This window comes from Streptococcus mitis (assembly GCF_023109105.1).
Taxonomy (GTDB): domain Bacteria; phylum Bacillota; class Bacilli; order Lactobacillales; family Streptococcaceae; genus Streptococcus; species Streptococcus mitis_BW.
Genome location: NZ_JALDTZ010000013.1, coordinates 1 through 18,762 on the forward strand (window position 1 = coordinate 1; position 18,762 = coordinate 18,762).

General features: G+C 40.4%; 20 protein-coding genes and 1 tRNA gene. 2 read left to right on the plus strand and 19 right to left on the minus strand.

Annotated elements, in window-relative coordinates; all coding sequences use genetic code 11:
- Positions 1-104 precede the first annotated feature (104 nt).
- From M1F37_RS07755 to topA, 13 genes are all read right to left on the minus strand, one after another.
- Positions 105-176, minus strand: a tRNA-Arg gene (locus M1F37_RS07755).
- A 66-nt stretch (positions 177-242) separates the two neighbouring features.
- The gene (locus tag M1F37_RS07760; protein WP_125454453.1) at positions 243-1,229 is read right to left on the minus strand and encodes a GMP reductase; all 987 of its coding nucleotides are present in this window, start codon (positions 1,227-1,229) and stop codon (positions 243-245) included.
- 198 nt (positions 1,230-1,427) lie between these two features.
- The gene (locus M1F37_RS07765; RefSeq protein WP_247935361.1) at positions 1,428-2,207 is read right to left on the minus strand and encodes an L-threonylcarbamoyladenylate synthase; all 780 of its coding nucleotides are present in this window, start codon (positions 2,205-2,207) and stop codon (positions 1,428-1,430) included.
- A gap of 27 nt (positions 2,208-2,234) precedes the next feature.
- Entirely contained in the window at positions 2,235-2,828 is a 594-nt protein-coding gene (leuD, locus tag M1F37_RS07770) for a 3-isopropylmalate dehydratase small subunit (RefSeq protein WP_247935362.1), read from the minus strand.
- A 9-nt stretch (positions 2,829-2,837) separates the two neighbouring features.
- A complete protein-coding gene (gene leuC / locus M1F37_RS07775) occupies positions 2,838-4,220 on the minus strand; it encodes a 3-isopropylmalate dehydratase large subunit (RefSeq protein WP_247935363.1) in 1,383 nt (460 codons plus the stop codon).
- 3 nt (positions 4,221-4,223) lie between these two features.
- Positions 4,224-4,493 carry a DUF1294 domain-containing protein gene (locus tag M1F37_RS07780; RefSeq protein ID WP_247935364.1) on the minus strand — a complete coding sequence of 90 codons (270 nt, stop codon included), beginning with the start codon at positions 4,491-4,493 and terminating at the stop codon, positions 4,224-4,226.
- Positions 4,490-5,527 (minus strand): 3-isopropylmalate dehydrogenase, encoded by a 1,038-nt coding sequence (gene leuB, locus M1F37_RS07785; protein WP_247935365.1) that lies wholly within the window; start codon positions 5,525-5,527, stop codon positions 4,490-4,492. Before leuB ends, M1F37_RS07780 begins: the two co-directional genes overlap by 4 nt.
- 11 nt (positions 5,528-5,538) lie before the next feature.
- Positions 5,539-7,101: a 2-isopropylmalate synthase gene (locus M1F37_RS07790; RefSeq protein WP_247935366.1), complete on the minus strand. Its 1,563-nt coding sequence runs from the start codon at positions 7,099-7,101 to the stop codon at positions 5,539-5,541.
- A gap of 313 nt (positions 7,102-7,414) precedes the next feature.
- Positions 7,415-8,071, minus strand: coding sequence for an MmcQ/YjbR family DNA-binding protein (locus M1F37_RS07795; RefSeq protein ID WP_247935367.1), 657 nt, complete (start codon positions 8,069-8,071; stop codon positions 7,415-7,417).
- A 43-nt stretch (positions 8,072-8,114) separates the two neighbouring features.
- A complete protein-coding gene (locus M1F37_RS07800) occupies positions 8,115-8,747 on the minus strand; it encodes a copper homeostasis protein CutC (RefSeq protein WP_070527769.1) in 633 nt (210 codons plus the stop codon).
- A gap of 92 nt (positions 8,748-8,839) precedes the next feature.
- Complete coding sequence (locus M1F37_RS07805; protein ID WP_004258004.1) at positions 8,840-9,199, minus strand: YbaN family protein; 360 nt, start codon at positions 9,197-9,199, stop codon at positions 8,840-8,842.
- A gap of 34 nt (positions 9,200-9,233) precedes the next feature.
- A complete protein-coding gene (locus M1F37_RS10015) occupies positions 9,234-9,359 on the minus strand; it encodes a hypothetical protein (RefSeq protein WP_004258001.1) in 126 nt (41 codons plus the stop codon).
- A gap of 98 nt (positions 9,360-9,457) precedes the next feature.
- A complete protein-coding gene (topA, locus tag M1F37_RS07810) occupies positions 9,458-11,545 on the minus strand; it encodes a type I DNA topoisomerase (protein ID WP_020902794.1) in 2,088 nt (695 codons plus the stop codon).
- 126 nt (positions 11,546-11,671) lie between these two features.
- Between topA and M1F37_RS07815 the strand changes: the two genes are divergently transcribed.
- Positions 11,672-11,818, plus strand: coding sequence for a hypothetical protein (locus M1F37_RS07815; RefSeq protein ID WP_031233114.1), 147 nt, complete (start codon positions 11,672-11,674; stop codon positions 11,816-11,818).
- Here the strand turns inward: M1F37_RS07815 and dprA are convergent.
- From dprA to M1F37_RS07845, 6 genes are all read right to left on the minus strand, one after another.
- Complete coding sequence (gene dprA / locus M1F37_RS07820; protein ID WP_020902792.1) at positions 11,815-12,663, minus strand: DNA-processing protein DprA; 849 nt, start codon at positions 12,661-12,663, stop codon at positions 11,815-11,817. The two genes, M1F37_RS07815 and dprA, sit on opposite strands and share 4 nt — an antisense overlap.
- Before the next feature lie 87 nt (positions 12,664-12,750).
- Positions 12,751-13,440, minus strand: coding sequence for a sugar phosphate nucleotidyltransferase (locus M1F37_RS07825; RefSeq protein ID WP_070527772.1), 690 nt, complete (start codon positions 13,438-13,440; stop codon positions 12,751-12,753).
- Between the two features lie 11 nt (positions 13,441-13,451).
- Positions 13,452-14,330, minus strand: coding sequence for a DMT family transporter (locus tag M1F37_RS07830; RefSeq protein WP_247935368.1), 879 nt, complete (start codon positions 14,328-14,330; stop codon positions 13,452-13,454).
- Entirely contained in the window at positions 14,320-15,189 is an 870-nt protein-coding gene (locus tag M1F37_RS07835; RefSeq protein ID WP_247935369.1) for a phosphotransferase, read from the minus strand. The genes M1F37_RS07830 and M1F37_RS07835 overlap by 11 nt, the downstream gene beginning before the upstream one ends.
- 16 nt (positions 15,190-15,205) lie before the next feature.
- Positions 15,206-16,228, minus strand: coding sequence for a ribitol-5-phosphate dehydrogenase (locus M1F37_RS07840; protein WP_000609877.1), 1,023 nt, complete (start codon positions 16,226-16,228; stop codon positions 15,206-15,208).
- Positions 16,229-16,232: 4 nt separating this feature from the next.
- A complete protein-coding gene (locus M1F37_RS07845) occupies positions 16,233-16,940 on the minus strand; it encodes a 2-C-methyl-D-erythritol 4-phosphate cytidylyltransferase (protein ID WP_247935370.1) in 708 nt (235 codons plus the stop codon).
- A 333-nt stretch (positions 16,941-17,273) separates the two neighbouring features.
- Here M1F37_RS07845 and tacF point away from each other — a divergent pair, with 333 nt between their 5' ends.
- A complete protein-coding gene (tacF, locus tag M1F37_RS07850) occupies positions 17,274-18,761 on the plus strand; it encodes an oligosaccharide flippase family protein (protein WP_247935371.1) in 1,488 nt (495 codons plus the stop codon).
- Position 18,762 lies beyond the last annotated feature (1 nt).

Consider the following 18,762-nt stretch of genomic DNA (forward strand, 5'->3'; position numbering starts at 1 on the left):
TTACCTCTATTATACGACTTTACACAAAGAAAAGCCCTTAGAAACTTGTGTTCTAAGGACTTTGTCTTCAATCTGAAGCCCTATTAAAGGCTTTTTTCTTTATATCCACCCTGAGGGAATCGAACCCCCATCTCAAGAACCGGAATCTTACGTGATATCCATTACACTAAGGGTGGAAACTTGTTTTATTATAACAGAAATTTGCTCTAATAACAAGTTTTTTTCTGGTCAGATGGCCCGTCTTAGTGGGAAGCATCCCCATTCCAGATAGAGTTTTTCACGATAACATAATCAACGTGTTTAAGGTCAGCAACCTGACGTCCACCTGCATAAGAAATAGCACTTTGAAGATCTTGTTCCATCTCAGTTAAAGTGTCTTGCAAATGGCCTTTGGCAGGAAGCAAGATGCGTTTGCCCTCCACATTTTTGTAAGCACCTTTTTGATATTGTGAAGCTGAACCGTAGTATTCTTTGAAGTGTTCACCATCAACTTCAATCGTTTTCCCTGGACTTTCAATGTGTCCTGCAAAGAGGGAACCAATCATGACCATGCTGGCACCGAAGCGGATAGACTTAGCAATGTCACCGTGTGTACGAATTCCTCCATCAGCGATAATCGGTTTACGTGCAGCCTTAGCACACCAGCGTAGAGCAGCTAACTGCCAACCACCTGTACCAAAACCAGTCTTGACCTTGGTGATACAAACCTTACCAGGACCGATTCCAACCTTAGTAGCATCCGCACCAGCATTTTCCAATTCACGCACAGCTTCTGGTGTTCCCACATTTCCAGCAATGACAAAAGTATCTGGCAATTCTTTCTTGATGTGTTGAATCATAGAAATCACGCTATCCGCATGACCATGGGCAATGTCAATCGTGATGTATTCTGGAGCATCAGCCTTGAGCTGGCTAACGAAATCATACTCATAGTCCTTAACACCGACAGAGATAGAAGCAATGAGCCCTTGATCGTGCATGCGCTTAATAAAGGGAATGCGTCCCGCCTCATCAAAACGGTGCATAATGTAGAAGTAACCCCCTTTAGCTAGTTGCTCTGCGACATTTTCATCCAAAATCGTCTGCATATTAGCTGGTACAACAGGTAGTTTAAAGGTGTGATTTCCTAGAGTGACACTTGTATCCGCTTCTGCACGGCTTTTAATGACACATTTGTTTGGAATCAATTGGATATCTTCGTAATCAAAAATTGGAAATTCATTTAACATATCGATGTCTCGTTTCTTTTGTAATGACCTACCTATGCTTGCGCATCACTACGCCTTTTCCGACGTTTCCTTAATTTATTATAAACCAAAGTACAGGTTTTGTCAAATTATTTTATATTTTAAAATATAATGTTCGGATTTTCTTATATAAACAACAAAAAAGAGGAGAGATTATTTTCTCCCCACTTCTTCTACATTCTAATAATACTCACCCTGACGGTAGTCCCATGAGTTAAAGGTGTCTGACAGATGCATCATGATTTTATCAATGTCAAGTCCTTTACGGATCACAACTGGTGCTGGTGAGATTGAGCGTGCTCCTCCTTGTTCTGGAATAAGCTTGCCGTCTTTATCGACCATAGACACCATCACACCTTGCTCGTAGCGAGTTTCAATCGTTTTGTCTGGCTGGATTGAAGCAACATAGTCGTCAGCTTCGATAACAAGGTCCACTGCTCCTTCGATACGTTGACCGATTCCTTCAACCTTACCTCGGTTTCCTTTACCAGATGGGTTTGCAGATGAAGCGTAGACCATCTTACCTTCTTCCCAAAGTTTAGCAGCTAACTGTTCACCAGCTTTCCCAAATTTGATAACAAAGCAGCTAGTTCCACGAACGTCAGTCATCAGTTCTTCACGACCATCACCGTAAGCTTTCAATTTCTCAAAAGCTTCTGGTTTCCAAGGAAGGATACAGCCAAGAAGAATATCTTCATCCCAATGTTTTTGGTAAAAGTCTTCAATTTCTGGGTTGAGTTGTGCTAAAGCGCGGAGCTCATCCATGCTACCGCAAAGAACAACCCCCGGTTTGTTACGGTTACGCTCTTTGGCTGCGAACTTACGTTCAAGTCCTGCCTTATCGCTGGTCATGATGATGTAGCCGACTTTTGTAGGGCAAACGATACATCCGCCCTCACCTTTTAAAATGTCATAGCCTTCTTGTGAAAGTGTTCCGTTCCATTGAATGTGTTTTGTCATAATTCTATTTCCTTTTCTATTTTTCTTCTAATCCTGCCAGTAGGCTGGTCGTTGTTTTTCATAAGCAGCAATCAAATCTTCATACTGCAAAGTAATACCGATATCATCCAATCCATTTAGGAGCTTGTGTTTCCACTCGCTATCAATTTCGAAAGTGAATTCTCCAACTGGTGAGATAATTTTTTGTTGTTCCAAGTCCACAGTTACCTGATCACTTGGGTGGAGCTGAGCTAATTTTTCTATAACTTCCCTAGGTTGAACAATGGGCAACATACCATTATTGAGTTCATTATTGTAATGAATATCTCCAAAAGATCCTGCAATAACGACCTTAAAGCCGTGATCTGCTAGAGCCCAAGCTGCGTGCTCTCTCGAAGAGCCAGCCCCAAAGTTATCCCCTGTGATGAGAATACTAGCTTTTCGATATTCAGGTCGGTTAAAGACAAAGTCTGGGTCCTCAGTATACTTGTCATCCAAATAACGCCAAGCATACATGAGGTACTTACCAAAGCCTTTTTTATCAATTAACTTGAGAAACTGCTTGGGAAGGATTTGGTCAGTGTCGATGTTGTCATTCATAAGTGGAACGGTTGTTCCCCTATAAACTGTAAATTTCTCCATATCCTCTCCTTACTGGGCTTCTTGCATTTGTCGAACATCTACGAAGCGCCCTGCGATAGCTGCCGCAGCTGCCATGGCTGGACTGCAGAGATGAGTCTTAGCACCAAAGCCTTGTCGATCTTCAAAGTTACGGTTGCTAGTTGAGGCACAATGAACACCATCTGGTACTTTATCAGGATTCATTCCTAGACACATAGAACACCCTGGATCTCTCCATTCGAAGCCAGCATCTAGGAATACCTTGTCCAAGCCCAACTTCTCAGCAGCTCGTTTGACAGGACGAGAGCCAGGAACTACGATAGCCGTTAAGTTGGGAGCGATTTTCTTTCCTTTGACAAATCGAGCAGCCAGTTGTAAATCGCTGAGACGAGCATTGGTACAAGATCCGATAAAAACATAACCTAGTTCAATATCCGCTGGCTTTTGACCAGGCTCCAAGTTCATGTAATTATAAGCTCGCTCATCATTCATATCCTTAATTTCTGGGAAGCTACTGTCAAAGTCAACCCCCATAGCAGGATTAGTTCCCCAAGTCACCATGGGAGCCAAGTCTGAGACATCCATCTGGATAACCTTATCATAGACAGCATCCTCGTCACTGACTAGGGTCTTCCAGTCAGAAACCGCCTCCTCGAAAGCTTCTGGAACACATTCCCGTCCCTTGAGATAGTCATAAGTCGTCTGATCTGGATTCATGATGCCCATCTTAGAACCAAACTCGATGGACATATTGCAGATAGTCATTCGCTCTTCCATGGTCAAAGCATCAATCGCTTCCCCACGATATTCCACCACATAGCCAACACCACAGGCGACACCATACTTGGCAATCAAGGTGAGTATGTAATCCTTAGAATAGACTCCCTTTTGAGGTACACCTTTGAATTCAACTAACATTTTCTTGGGTTTGACCTGCCAGAGTGTCTGGGTCGCAAAGACATGCTCAACCTCACTAGTTCCAATCCCAAAGGCGATGGCTCCGAAAGCTCCGTGAGTAGCCGTATGACTGTCTCCACAGACGATGAACTTTCCTGGTTGGGTTCGTCCTGTTTCTGGACCAACCATATGAACAATTCCTTGCTTTTCAGAACCGTGGGCTGCGTGTTCAATTCCAAACTCCTTAACATTTTCAGCTAGTTTATCAATTTGCGCCTTGGAAATCACATCTCGAATATCATAGATATTGACCGTCGGGACATTGTGGTCAAAGGTTCCAAATGTCAAGTCTGGTCGTCTCAATCTGCGACCTGCATCTCGTAATCCTTGAAAAGCCTGAGGACTGGTCACCTCGTGGATGTAGTGCTGATCCACATACATGAGTTGGGGCTGCCCTTCTTCTCCTGTGATGACATGACGGTCCCATAATTTATCAAAAATCGATTTTCCTACCATCCATTACCTCCAAATAACATATAAGACTACTAGTGTGGTCACCATCCCAAGAAACCAAACTGTTTTAAAGTACCATTTTCTAGTCTTGTGGTGAAAAATGATTCCTGCAAACCAAGCTCCAAAACCACCACAAGTAAAGGCTAAAATGAGTAAGATTTTCTCTGGGATGCGCCAAGTTCTTCTCCTTGCCTTGGATTTGTCAATGCCATAAATCAAGAAAACCATGACATTCCAAATCAAGAGAACTAGAGTAATTTTTTCGTCTAACTTCATAACCTTGCAATAATGGCTTCTGTCATTTCCTTGGTCGAAGCCTGTCCTCCTATATCTCTCGTTAAAATTCCAGCTACCAAACTTGCCTCAACAGCACGCTCGATACGCTCTGCATCCTCATAACGTCCAAAGCTGTCTCTCAGCATCATGGCTACTGATAAAATCATGGAGATAGGATTAGCAATTCCTTGACCTGCAATATCAGGAGCTGAACCGTGAATGGGCTCATAGAGACTTGGTCCGTTTTCAGAATGACTGGCTGATGGCATAACCCCGAGTGTACCTGATAGAACGCTTGATTCATCAGATAAGATATCGCCGAAAAGATTCTCCGTCACGATGACATCAAACTTAGCAGGATTAGTAATCATAAGCATGGAAGCTGAGTCGACTAGCTGGTGTTCCAAGGTCACATCTTGGAAATCCTTTGCGACCTTCTCAGCTACTTTCCGCCAGAGTTTTGATGTTGCCAACACGTTTTGCTTATCAATACTGGTAAGGATTTTTCTCCGACTTCTTGCGATTTCAAAGGCTTTGCGAATAATCCGCTCCACTTCCTCATAGCTATAGTCGTTGATATCACGCGCTTTTCTTTCTTCAAGAATATGATCCCCAAAATAAATCCCACCTGTCAACTCCCGTACCACAACAAAGTCTACACCAGCAATTCGTTCCGGTTTGAGTGGTGACAAATGCTTGAGACTGTCAAAGATTTTTACAGGGCGAATATTGGCATAGAGATTGAGTTCCTTACGGAGAGCTAGCAAGCCTTGTTCAGGGCGAACCGCTGCTCCATCATACTGAGGACTACCGATAGCCGCTAGGAGAATGGCATCTGTTTCTCTACATGCTTTGAGGGTTTCACTAGGTAAAGGATGGCCTGCTGCATCAATTCCTGCACCTCCAAAAGGTCGTTTGTCTATTTCATAGTCAAAGCCTGTTTTTTCAGCTAGAGCTTCCAAAACTTCTAAACCAGCCTCCATGATTTCTGGGCCGATTCCATCCCCTGCCAGAACTACTATTTTCTTTGTCATAGCTTTCTCCTTTACACACTAGGCATATCACGATAGGAAACACTGCGTCCCATCTCACAAGCATTCTCTTTTTGAACAAAGGTATTAGCATTGATGTAGGCAATAGCAGATGCTTTCAGTACATCGAAATCAAGCCCTGCTGCATTAAAGATGGTTTCTGTATCTCTGTTTTCAACAGTGACCAAAACCCGAGCTTGGGCATCAATTCCATCTGTCACAGCGTCAATAGTATAGGACACCAAGCGGACGGATTGGTTAAAGAACTTATCGATAGCGTTAAAGATTGCTTCAACAGAACCTTGCCCTGACGCATTGAAATCAACTTTCTCACCATCCATATTGGCTAGGCTAACGAGTGCTTCAATGTCATTATCTGCATGAGTTTGAAGTTGTAAATCATCAAAGTGGAAGCCTTCTGGATTTTCAACCATGGTTCCAGCTACCAGAGCACGAATATCTGCATCTGTGATTTCTTGTTTCTTGTCGGCCAATGCCTTGAACTTAGCAAAGAGTGGTTTGATATCCTCTTCTGTAAAGTCTAAGGCCAGTTCTCTTAGTTTTTCAACAAAGGCATGGCGACCTGACAATTTTCCAAGTGGGAGGCTGTTACTCTTGACACCGACCAATTCAGGGGTGATAATCTCATAAGTAAGAGGATTTTTAAGGACTCCGTCTTGGTGAATACCAGATTCATGAGAAAAGGCATTGCCACCAACAACGGCCTTGTTTTTAGGAACTGGGATACCTGAGAAGCGAGAAACCATTTCTGACGTATTGATGGTTTCATTTAAAACAATACTAGTTTCTGCTTGATAGTAATCTTGACGAATATTGAGGGCCACTGCAATTTCTTCCAAAGCAGCATTACCAGCTCGCTCCCCGATACCATTGATGGTTCCTTCGACTCGTCCTGCCCCATTCTTGACAGCAACAAGGCTATTAGCCACTGCCATTCCGAGGTCATCATGACAGTGAGGCGAATAGATAATCTGACGTTCCGTTTTGACATTCTCAATCAAGTATTTGAAGATAGCTCCATATTCCTCTGGTGTGGTAAATCCTACCGTATCAGGGATATTGATATAAGTCGCACCTGCATCAACCGCTGTTTGAACGACTTGTAAGAGGAAATCCAACTCTGTTCTGGTCGCATCCTCAGGAGAGAATTCGACAACCTCAAACTTGGAACGTGCATAAGAGACATGCTCCTTAATAGCTTCTAGAATCTCTTCCTTGCTCTTATTGAGCTTATACTTGCGGTGAATGGGACTAGTAGCGATAAAGACGTGAACCTGTGGATATTTGGCATCCTTGAGGGCTTCGTAACAAGCATCAATATCAGACTTGACAGAGCGGGCCAAACCAGTCACTGCCGTTTTCTTCAAGGTCTTAGCAATCTCCTGAACTGCCGTAAATGAGTCTGGACTAGCCGCTGGAAAACCAGCTTCGATGGCTGAAATGCCCCATTTCTCCAGCTGTCTTGCAATGGCAATTTTTTCCTTGATTGAAAAGTTAACACCCGGCGTCTGTTCTCCATCCCGAAGGCTGGTATCTAGAAATTCAACTGTTCTCATAAGATTTCCCCTTTTCCAAATGTGGTTTTAAAAAAACATCTCGCTCAGAAACCCAAGCGAGATGTTGATTCACTCCCGCTTGGTAAGCCAAACAGGACTAATGCTTTTTGCACTAGCCCGAGTACCTCAACAACAAAGCAAATTGATTAAACTTAGCTGTTTTCATGTTTGACTTTCTCCTTCGTTTGATATCTTGTTTAGTATTTTAGCATAGGCAAAAGTGCTTGTCAAGAAAAAATCCAATATTTTCTGAAAATTTCTTCAGTAGAGAATATTTTGCTAATTGAAAGTTCTTGAAAACCATTGAAATGTTTCATTTTTTAGTGGTTAAGTTCCAACTTTTTTCTATAAATTCCAATACTTCTTTATCTGATAAAGTATCATCAAGCGCCACACTAATCCAGTAACGTTTATTCATATGAAAAGCTGGATAAATGCCCTTTTTTGAAAGTAAATCGGCTACTTTGTCATGTTTGAGGTTGACTGCTTCCACTAGCTCTTCTCTGCCCTTTTCCAGCTTATCCCAAGAAATTTTCATCAAGACGGCATACCACTTTTTATTGCCTTCATGTCTTAACACTGCCGTATCAGGCGATTTCTCCCACAGATACTCCAGCTCATTACCATACTTTTCCTGAACTTGAGTCATGATTCGCTTAGTCTGAGGGCAGATAAAATCCTGTACCTCAAAACAAGCCTTCCGAATCTGGTAGAGAATCTCCAGACAAGCCTCACGGACACTTGCAACAAAACTTCCTGTCATACTTTCCATATGAACTTGAGGATAGAGGTCACCAGTCTCCTGGTCAAAGACTTGAAAACTCACATTATCAGTAGTGATGGACACAGTCATGACAAAGTCATCCTGCAAAATTTGGCAACTATAGGTCCACACTCCACCATTTTCTACAAAACCATAATCATGAGCCTTTTCTTGATTAAACTGATAGGATTTAAAAATTTCAAACATAAGTGAAAACTGCTACCCAAAGCTAGCAGTTCCTTTCTATTTTTTAAAAGACAACCTTGGTTCCATGTAATTGTGTCACGCCTAGCTGATTGATAAAGGTTTGACGGTTGTCAAGGTCAATCCCCCCACCTGGTAGAATTTCAATTTTACCTTTAGCGTGCTCCAAAATTCTGTGATAGTGAGCAAAACGTTTTTCTAAGGAGTCGCCAGACACACCAGCACGAGTTAAGATACGAGTAACACCAGCTTGACTGAGCCAGTCAATAGCTTCCAGTTGATCTTCATCACTTAATTCATCAAAGGCCATATGGAAGACAATTTCCATTCCTTTTGATGCAGCTATCAGCTTCTCAAGATTAGCTTTATCCAACTTCTTATCAGCAGTTAAAGCACCAAAAACGACCCCTTGACTTCCAGCCTGAGCAGTCAACCGAATGTCTTCTAGCATGATAGCAATTTCTAGGTCATTATAGACAAAGTCGCCACCACGTGGACGAATCATGGTCATAATGGTCGTATCGTAGTTGGTTGCCAATTCAACCGCTGCCTTAGTCACTCCATAGCTGGGTGTTGTCCCACCAACTGCAAGATTATCACAGAGTTCGATTCGACGAGATCCAGCCTGCATCGCTTTTTCAAGCAAGGTCACATTTTCAGCACAAAATTCGTAAATCATTTGATTCTCCTTGAAGATTACTTTAAACTTATTATATCATATTGTTGTGAATATGCTTTCAATTTTATCAAGGCAAATAACTACTATTTTAACTATTCTTTGTCTGGAATGACCTTGAAGAGATAATAGGTGATAAAGATGGTCAAGGCTCCTAGACCGATTTTGACTGGTAAAAGAGGTGCAAAATAAATGGAAATTCCCATCAAGATGTAGATAGATACGATGATTTTTTTCTTACGTTCACGCGCAATGGACTTGGTCTCACGAAAATCAGCCACATATGCTTGATAGAGTTTGGTATGATAAAGCCAATCTTCGAAGCGCTTGGAACTTCTTGAGAAACAAGCAATAGACAACAAAAGAAAAGGCGTTGTCGGCAATAAGGGCAAAACAACCCCAATAATAGCCAAGGCCAGTGATAAGAAACCAATAATTAGATAGATAAGACGCATAACTTCTCCTAGTTAATACTCTTCGAAAATCTCTTCAAACCGCGTCAACGTCACCCTTACCGTAGGTATGGTTCCTGACTTCGTCAGTCTCTTCTGCAACCTCAAAGCAGTGCTTTGAGCAACCTGCGGTTAGTTTCCTAGTTTGCTCTTTGATTTTCATTGAGTATAAAATAATCTTCTTCTAGTTTCGCATACAATGGTGAATTTTGTCAAGTTCCAACCAAAAAGAGCCTGAAATTCACTTTCAGGACTCTCCTCTTATTTAATCTTTTCTTCTTCGTAGTCACCATTACTACATACAACCTGCTTGCCACCACCACGGACTTTTTTCTCCATGAGGAAATTGCCACATTTTGGACAGTCACGACCAACAGGCTTATCCCAAGAGGTAAATTCACATTCTGGATAGCGATTGCAACCATAGAAGAGACGGTTACGCTTGGTTTTACGCTCAATGATTTGTCCCTGATGACAACTTGGACACTCAACACCGATTTCTTTCACGATTGCTTGGGTATGACGGCAATCTGGGAAATTGCTACAAGCATAGAACTTACCAAAACGACCAAGTTTAATGACCATTGGACTGCCACACACTTCACAATCAAATCCAGCTGGTTCATCCTTAATCTGGATTTTCTCCATTTCTTCTTCAGCCTTGGCCACTTCTTTGGAGAATGGTTTGTAAAAGGCATCAATGACACGTTGCCACTGCTCTTTTCCGACTTCGACATCATCCAGTTTGCCTTCCATTTCAGCTGTAAAGGTCACGTTTACGATATCTGGGAAATATTCAACGATGAGCTTATTAACAATTTCTCCCAACTCTGTCGGTTCAAAGCGTTTGGCTGCAAGGCGAACATAATAACGTTTCTGAATGGTTTCAATTGTTGGTGCGTAGGTTGACGGACGGCCAACCCCATTTTCCTCCAAGGTCTTGATCAGTGTCGCTTCAGAATAGCGAGCAGGCGGTTGAGTGAAATGTTGCTCTGGTTTGCTATTTACCTGCTTGACTACATCTCCAACAGCCATGTCCGGTAACATCTTATTCTTGTCAGAATCATTATAAATGGCAAGATAACCATCAAACTTAACCTGACTACCATTGGCAGCAAATTGAACTCCATTTTGCGACAATTTAACAGCCATAGTATCAAAGACAGCAGCTGTCATCTGGCTAGCCACAAAACGATTCCAGATAAGGGTATAGAGCTTGAGCTGGTCCTTGTCCAGATACTTAGCAATACTTTCAGGTGTATTAAAAACGCTAGACGGGCGAATAGCCTCATGGGCATCCTGAGCACCTGAAGCATTTTTAACCTTGCTACCATGCTTAGAATACTTGCTACCAAAACGATCCGTAATGAAACTTGCAGCTTCATTTTGGGCTACAGGACTGATACGGGTCGAATCAGTACGCATATAAGTAATCAAACCTTGGACACCAGAACCAATATTAATCCCTTCATAGAGCTGTTGGGCAACCATCATGGTCTTTCGAGTACGGAAATTGATTTTATTGGCAGCATCCATCTGCATAGATGAAGTAGTATAAGGTAATGGAGCATTGCGTTTGCGCTCTTTCTTATCCACCTGATCCACTGAAAAGTCTTTACTAGTCAGACGAGACAAGACTTCCTTGACCTCATCATTGCTAGTCAGTTTCAGCTTTTTGCCATCTACTCCATAGAAGGATGCCTGAAATTGCTTGGTTCCCTTTTTAAAGACACCATCAATTGTCCAGTATTCTTCAGGCTGAAAGACATTAATTTCATTCTCACGGTCAATGATTAACTTAAGCGCAATAGATTGAACGCGCCCTGCTGATAAGCCCTTCTTGACCTTCTTCCACAAAATAGGCGAAATCGAATAGCCTACCAAACGGTCTAGGACACGACGAGCCTGTTGGGCATCGACCAAGTCCATATCAATCTTACGAGGTTCTTTAAAAGCATTTTTGACCGCATCCTTGGTGATTTCATTGAAGACCACACGGTTGGCATCATTTTCATCTAAGTTGAGAATATGGGCCAAATGCCAAGAAATCGCTTCTCCTTCACGGTCCGGGTCACTCGCCAGGAAGACTTTATTAGCTTTTTTGGCTTCTTTTTTTAAGTCATTGATGAGAGGGCCCTTTCCTCGAATATTGATATATTGCGGTTCATAATTATTTTCAATATCGACAGACATACTGGATTTCTTCAAATCACGGATATGCCCGACACTGGCTAAAACCTTGTAGTTTCTGCCTAGATATTTTTCAATCGTCTTGGCCTTAGCAGGCGACTCCACGATTACTAGATTTTTTTTAACTGTTGATTTTTTCTTTTTTGTTGCCGTAGCCACAGTATCACACCTTTTCAAAGTAATAAACTTTATAAAGTGTAAACCATTTTGCCATAACTGTCAAGACTTAGCTACTATATATAGAAGAAAAGTTTGTCTAGTAAGCGGACTTTCTTCTTATACTCAATGAAAATCAAAGAGCAAACTAGGAAACTAACCGCAGGTTGCTCAAAGCACTGCTTTGAGGTTGCAGATGAGACTGACGAAGTCAGTAACCATACCTACGGCAAGGTGAAGCTGACGTGGTTTGAAGAGATTTTCGAAGAGTATTAAAATTCAAATTCTGCAAGAACATCCTGCCCACTGGTGACCAATTTTGCCCCTTCTTGAATCAAATGATGGCAACCGTCTGATAGTCCATCTAAAATACTTCCAGGAATAGCAAAAACATCGCGTCCTTCTTCCATTGCCCTCTCACAGGTAATGAGACTACCTGAGCGCATCTTAGCCTCTGCTACAATCACACCTCGACAAAGTCCAGCAATGATGCGATTACGGGCAGGAAAATGAAATTTTAGAGGTTGTTCACCAAGTCCATATTCACTAAGAATCAGATGGTCATTGCCGATGTAGTCTTGCAAACGTTTATTGGCTTTAGGATAAAACACATCCAAACCTGTTCCAATCACTGCAATGGTTTTTCCACCATTCTGAAGAGCTGCCATATGGGCTGCTGTGTCAATGCCCTTGGCTAATCCACTTACGATTACCAGTTCATTTTCCAAGCCTTGAATGACTTTTTCAACTGACTTAGCTCCCTGTTTGCTACAAGCACGACTGCCCACAACTGCTACCTTAGGAAATTTCAAGAGGTCAAGATTTCCCTTGTAAAATAAAAGCACAGGCGCATCGTATATTTCACTTAAATCCCAAGGATAACAGTCGTCTAAAATAGAGAAAGATGGAAATTTTTGAAACTCCTTCTCCAAATGCTTATCGTCTATCTGAAAATAACGTTCCATAAAAACAGCTGGATTTCTGCAACCTGATATATCTGCAATATCTCCTAACAACAGTTCTTGATCGACATTTTCACCGTATTCTAGAACGTTTAAAATCTGTTGATTGCTCAAACCTGATTTTTTCAATTTATAGATTTCATAGTTTGTGATTTTCATAAATATCTCCATTTCTTTTTCTACTCATCTATCTATTCGTAAAAAATCAAAAAAACATCCGACTATTTTAGCCAGATGTTGGAATCTTTAATTTTCGTTTTTAAGAATTTCTTCTAATTTATGATAGTCATGGACACTATCGATTTCATAGATACTATTGCCTTCTAATTCTTCAACATAGACATCCAGCTCTTTGATATTATCCTTAACCATATTGTCCCAGTAGAGATCAACAAATTCACCACTTGCATAAGCCTTGTCAATAAAGCTGACAATCTTTTCTGCAGTTGGAGCATCCCAGAAGGATACACCACTAAGGATGCGACCTGCCTTGCTATCAACAATAATGTCTTGAACTTTGTAGTCATCGCCATAGACTAAGAACCATTCATTAGTACAATCTTCACGATAGACACTAAAATAAGTCGAACGTGTCAAATCATTGCGGAACATATTTTTAAAGAGATAATTATCGGCATCAATAACATAGCTGTTAGCTAATTCTTCTTTTACAAGATAGAGAGAGTAAAAGTTATTGTAGTCAGCGTATTTATCATTGAAGACGAGGCGAACACCATATTTCTCTTTTAAATAATCGAATTGTTCTTTAAGGTAACCAACGATGATGATGATGTCGTTAATTCCTTTTTCTTTGAGAAACTCAATTTGGTATTCAATCAGGGGTTTTTGATTAACCTGAACCAAGGCTTTAGGGGTATTTTCAGTCATAGGACGCAAGCGAGTTCCCAAGCCCGCTGCTAAGATGATGGCTTTCACACGAATCTCCTTTATTCTTTAATAATAATATAAACTCCAGCAATAACGACAAGTGACGTAATAATTGTCAACATATCTAGCGGTGCACCCAAGAAAACAACTGCAAACAAGACAGTCCAAACTACATAGCTCACGTTCAATCCAGTAGCTTTAGCAGGTTGCAAGCGATTGATAGCGATATAGTAAGCCAAGTAAGAAATCATATCAAAGGCTGCAAAGACAATCATGAGACCTAGCAATTGCCCATTGGCTACTTCTGCAAATGACTGATGAGAGAAGAGCACAATTACAAGATAGGACAAGAATGAAGTCACTTGACGAATTAAGAGGGCTTCGATTTCACTCAATTCACTTTCCATAGCAAAGGAGCTAAGAACACTCTCACTTCCCCATGCAATAGCACAAACCAATGCACAAAGAATCCCAATGTAGAAGGAATTGACCTGTTCAACCTTATAGGTCTGAGCAATAATCCCTGCAATAATCAAGATGATCCCAAACACAGTATTTTTCGAAATCTTGTGCTTCAAAAAAAAGAAAGCCAATAAAACTGAAACTGCAGGGTAGATAGCAGATACCGATGAAGCTAAGGAACTTCCGATATACTTAACCGCATAAAGATTAGCCTGCATACCGATAGGACCAGCTAGTAAGGCTCCGATGATCACACTAACATTGCGAATATTTAAGAAAATTGAGAGACGAACTTTCCCTTCTTTTACTAAAAGAAAAGCTAGTAAGATAAAGATACTCAAGAAATCGTGAGCAGCTGCCACCACAAAGGGCGACAAATCTGTAAAAATTGAAAAGATATAAGCACTAATTGTTAGACCTAACCCCCAGAAAATACCTGAGAGTAGACCAAAAGAAACTCCATTTTTATTTTTCATCTGAACCTCCATAGTAAGCCAAACCATTAACAGCTCTCTGGTAACGACTCACACCATAGTCGCCAAAATCTGCACCTTGCTCTTCCTTATAGACAGTCCATAGACTCCAGATAGCATCTTGCAAAATTTTATAGATTGCAATCTTTTCACGAGAGACAGGTGTTTGATCACTCTCATAGTGAGACAAGAAGTCTTCTTCCTCTTGAGGAGTAAATTCAGACTCTAAAAAGAGGGCAGCCAAATCCCACATTGGATCGTTCATTGATGAATATTCCCAGTCAATCAGATAAAGTCGTCCTTGAGGTGATTCGATAAAGTTTTCAGGCACCAAATCGATATGACAAGATTTTCTGTCAACACCTAAGTCAGCCAGTCTCTTCTCCAAGGAGAAGACTTCTTCTCGAACTACTTCATAGTTAGCATAAGGAATTTGTTCTTCAATCAAGGATTCGTATTTCTTGATTTCTTCAAAAGGAACAAATTCTCCTCTTAATTCCTTGCCAGAAGCATGAATGGTTTGTAAAATTGGAGCAATTTTATCGAACTTGGTCTTGATTGTAGTTGAATCAAGTGTAATCGCAGATTCGATATACTCATTTACTTTGATACCAGCTTCAATATCAAAAAGATAATTTTTTACATCTAGGTCTAAATCTTTGAGTAATTCAAGATTGTACTTTTCATCTTGACGATTGATTAGTTTTTCAGTCCCTTTACCAAAAAACTTAACAATGTACTGCTTATTTGTTGTTTTGACCAAATAGTTTTGATTGGTCATTCCCCCCAGTTGTTCAACACTGAGGACTTCCTCTTCTTCACTGAGTAAGGAAGAAATTTTTTCTTTAATGATTTTCTCCACAATTAACCTCCAGCACTTATACTTCCCACTTAAACACAGTTTTGAAGGCTGTATTTAAATCGGTCGCAAAGACACGGTGAATATCTTTAATTTCTCTTACAGGTTCTTCTAGATAAAGGATATTTTTAAGACGATTGGCAAATTTCTTGACTTCCATCATTTGGATGGCATTTTCAAAATCGATGCGACCAGAACGAGAGGAACCAACCAAGAGCAAACCTTTTTCTAAGGCATCGCGTGTATTGAGATTGACTTTATATTCGCTAACACCCATCATGAGAATCGTTCCCTGAGGACGAATGTAACGAATCAAGTCATTTATAGCTGGTCCAGTACCATCACCACCACAACACTCAAAAGCATGGTCAAAGGCCAAATCTTCAGGAATATTATCAGTGATATAACATTCTTTGGCAAATGAGAAAAGTTCCAACTTTTCCCAATGACGACCAATAACCACAATCTCAGCTTCTGGTAGAGTATAGTTGATAATATTAGCAACCACAAATGCCAAACTTCCATCTCCGATAACGGCGATTCGGTCCCGCTTGCTATGAGCAAGAGTCAATAGACGATTCATGGCATGCATGCCAACACTGACGAACTCTGTAATGGCTGCAACCGTATCTTCGATAGCATCATAAGCCACTACACGGTCTTTAGGGAGAGAAACAAACTCTCTCATAAAGCCATCAAATCCACTAGACAAGAAATGGGTCCCTGTCATGTAGTTCTCATAGAATTCTTCATCACTCTGCATAGGAGGCTGATTCGGAATCATGACAACTTTTTGCCCAACCTCATAGGTTCCTGTTGGGTCAGAAATAACGGTTCCACATGACTCGTGAATCATTGCCATTGGAAGTTTTTTATTCAAAATCTTTGGATCACGTTTTCCTTGATAGTAACGCTGATCCGCATGACAGACCGCCATATAATTAGGACGTATGAGGATATGATTTTCTTGGTCAATAGCCTCTTCCTGGTATTTGACGTTGATAAACTTGGGCTTAGTCAGTTGATAAATTTGATTAATCATTTCACTAGTCTTTCTCAATCATACTTTTTGCAATCTTCAAATCTGTCACTGTTGTGATTTTTAGATTTGAGTATTCACCCTTAGCCAAGGCCACATCTTTTCCTTTGATCACAAAAATCTTACATGCATCTGTTAAGATTTCTTTCTCTTCAACAGAGAGAGAACCGTAAAGGTTCATGAAGTCCTTGCAACGGAATGTTTGAGGTGTTTGTCCTTGATAAAGGTGAGCACGATTTGGAATATCTGTAATGAATTGACCATTAGTGCTTTCAACGATAGTATCAACCGCTTCTACCACTGTGTCCACTGCGTCATGATTTTGGGCAAGTTGGATATTGTCCTGAATCATGCGAAGCGTAATGAATGGACGAACAGAGTCGTGCGTAACAACGATATCCTCTGAAGTAAGCGGACGATAAGCATCGATAGCTTCAATGATTTTCTCAATACTCGTATTACGGTCAGCACCACCTTTTGTAATGATGATACGATCCTTATGAAGAGGTAGATATTTATCTACAAGATCCTCTGCATGGGAAACCCAGTCTCCATGAACCCCAACCACAATTTTTTCAATGCTTGGTTCCAAGACAAATTTTTCAATTGTATGAATCAAAATAGGTCGATCACCTAGCTCTAAAAATTGTTTTGGCAAATTACTGATTCCCATGCGTGTGCCAGTTCCACCAGCAAGAATTCCTGCATAAATCATCTATTTTCTCCTTTGTCTTACTAAAAAACTTATTCTCTCTATTATACCACAATCTAGTCCCATCATGAAAGAAATACCGGTCCTCCCCTTCTAGAATAGGCGGATTAAGCAGTTCTATTATTCAAAGAAACTAGTCCATTTCTAGTAATGACTAGGAATTCTGTAGCAATTACAAATAAATGGCTGTGAAATGTTAGAGTCCTTCAGAATAATATATTTTCCTTAAAGAAAACTTAAAATCAAACTTTGAAACTTCAAAGTGATTACTCGACTTACTGCCCTTCATTTCTTATTAGCTAACTTTATGATATAATGAAAAACGAGGTAAATTGAATGAAAAGTATAAAATTAAATGCTCTATCTTATATGGGAATTCGTGTCTTAAATATTATTTTTCCCATCCTAACTGGAACCTATGTCGCGCGTGTCCTAGACCGAACTGACTATGGTTACTTCAACTCAGTTGACACTATTTTGTCATTTTTCTTGCCCTTTGCGACTTATGGAGTCTATAACTACGGTTTACGTGCCATCAGTAATGTCAAGGATAACAAAAAGGATCTTAATAGAACCTTCTCTAGTCTTTTTTATCTGTGTATAGCTTGTACGATTTTGACCACTGCTGTCTATATCCTAGCCTATCCTCTCTTCTTTACTGATAATCCAATTATCAAAAAAGTCTACCTTGTTATGGGAATTCAACTCATTGCCCAGATTTTTTCAATCGAATGGGTCAATGAGGCTCTGGAAAATTACAGTTTTCTTTTCTACAAGACTGCCTTCATCCGTATCCTGATGCTGGTCTCTATTTTCCTGTTTGTCAAAAATGAACATGATATTGTCGTCTACACACTCGTGATGAGTTTATCGACACTGATTAACTATCTGATTAGTTATTTTTGGATTAAAAGAGACATTAAACTTGTTAAGATTCACCTAAGTGATTTTAAACCGCTCTTTCTCCCTCTAACAGCCATGTTGGTTTTTGCCAATGCCAATATGCTCTTCACATTTTTGGACCGTCTCTTCCTCGTTAAAACAGGAATTGATGTCAACGTTAGTTACTATACTATGGCTCAACGAATTGTGACCGTTATAGCTGGGGTTGTAACAGGTGCAATTGGAGTGAGTGTGCCTCGTCTCAGTTACTATCTAGGAAAAGGCGATAAGGAAGCTTATGTCGCCCTTGTTAACAGAGGAAGTCGAATCTTTAACTTCTTTATCATTCCACTGAGTTTTGGACTCATGGTTTTAGGATCAAATGCCATCCTACTTTACGGTAGTGAAAAATATATCGGAGGTGGTATCTTAACCTCTCTCTTCGCTTTTCGTACAATTATTCTGGCACTAGATACCATTCTTGGTTCCCAAATTCTCTTTACAAATGGCTATGAAAAACGTATCACAGTCTATACAGTCTTTGCAGGATTACTCAATTTGGGCTTAAATAGTCTCCTCTTTTTCAACCATATCGTAGCTCCTGAATACTACTTACTGACAACTATGTTATCAGAGGCCTCTCTACTTGTTTTCTATATCATTTTCATTCATAGAAAACAGCTTATCCACTTGGGACATATCTTCAGCTATACTGTTCGATACTCCCTCTTTTCACTTTCTTTCGTAGGAATTTATCTCCTGATTAATTTCTTGTATCCTGTGGATATGGTCATTAATTTGCCATTTTTGATTAATACTGGTTTGATTGTCTTGCTATCAGCCATCTCTTATATTGGTCTACTTGTCTTCACCAAAGATAGCATTTTCTATGAATTTTTAAACCATGTCCTAGCCTTAAAAAATAAATTCAAAAGATCATAGG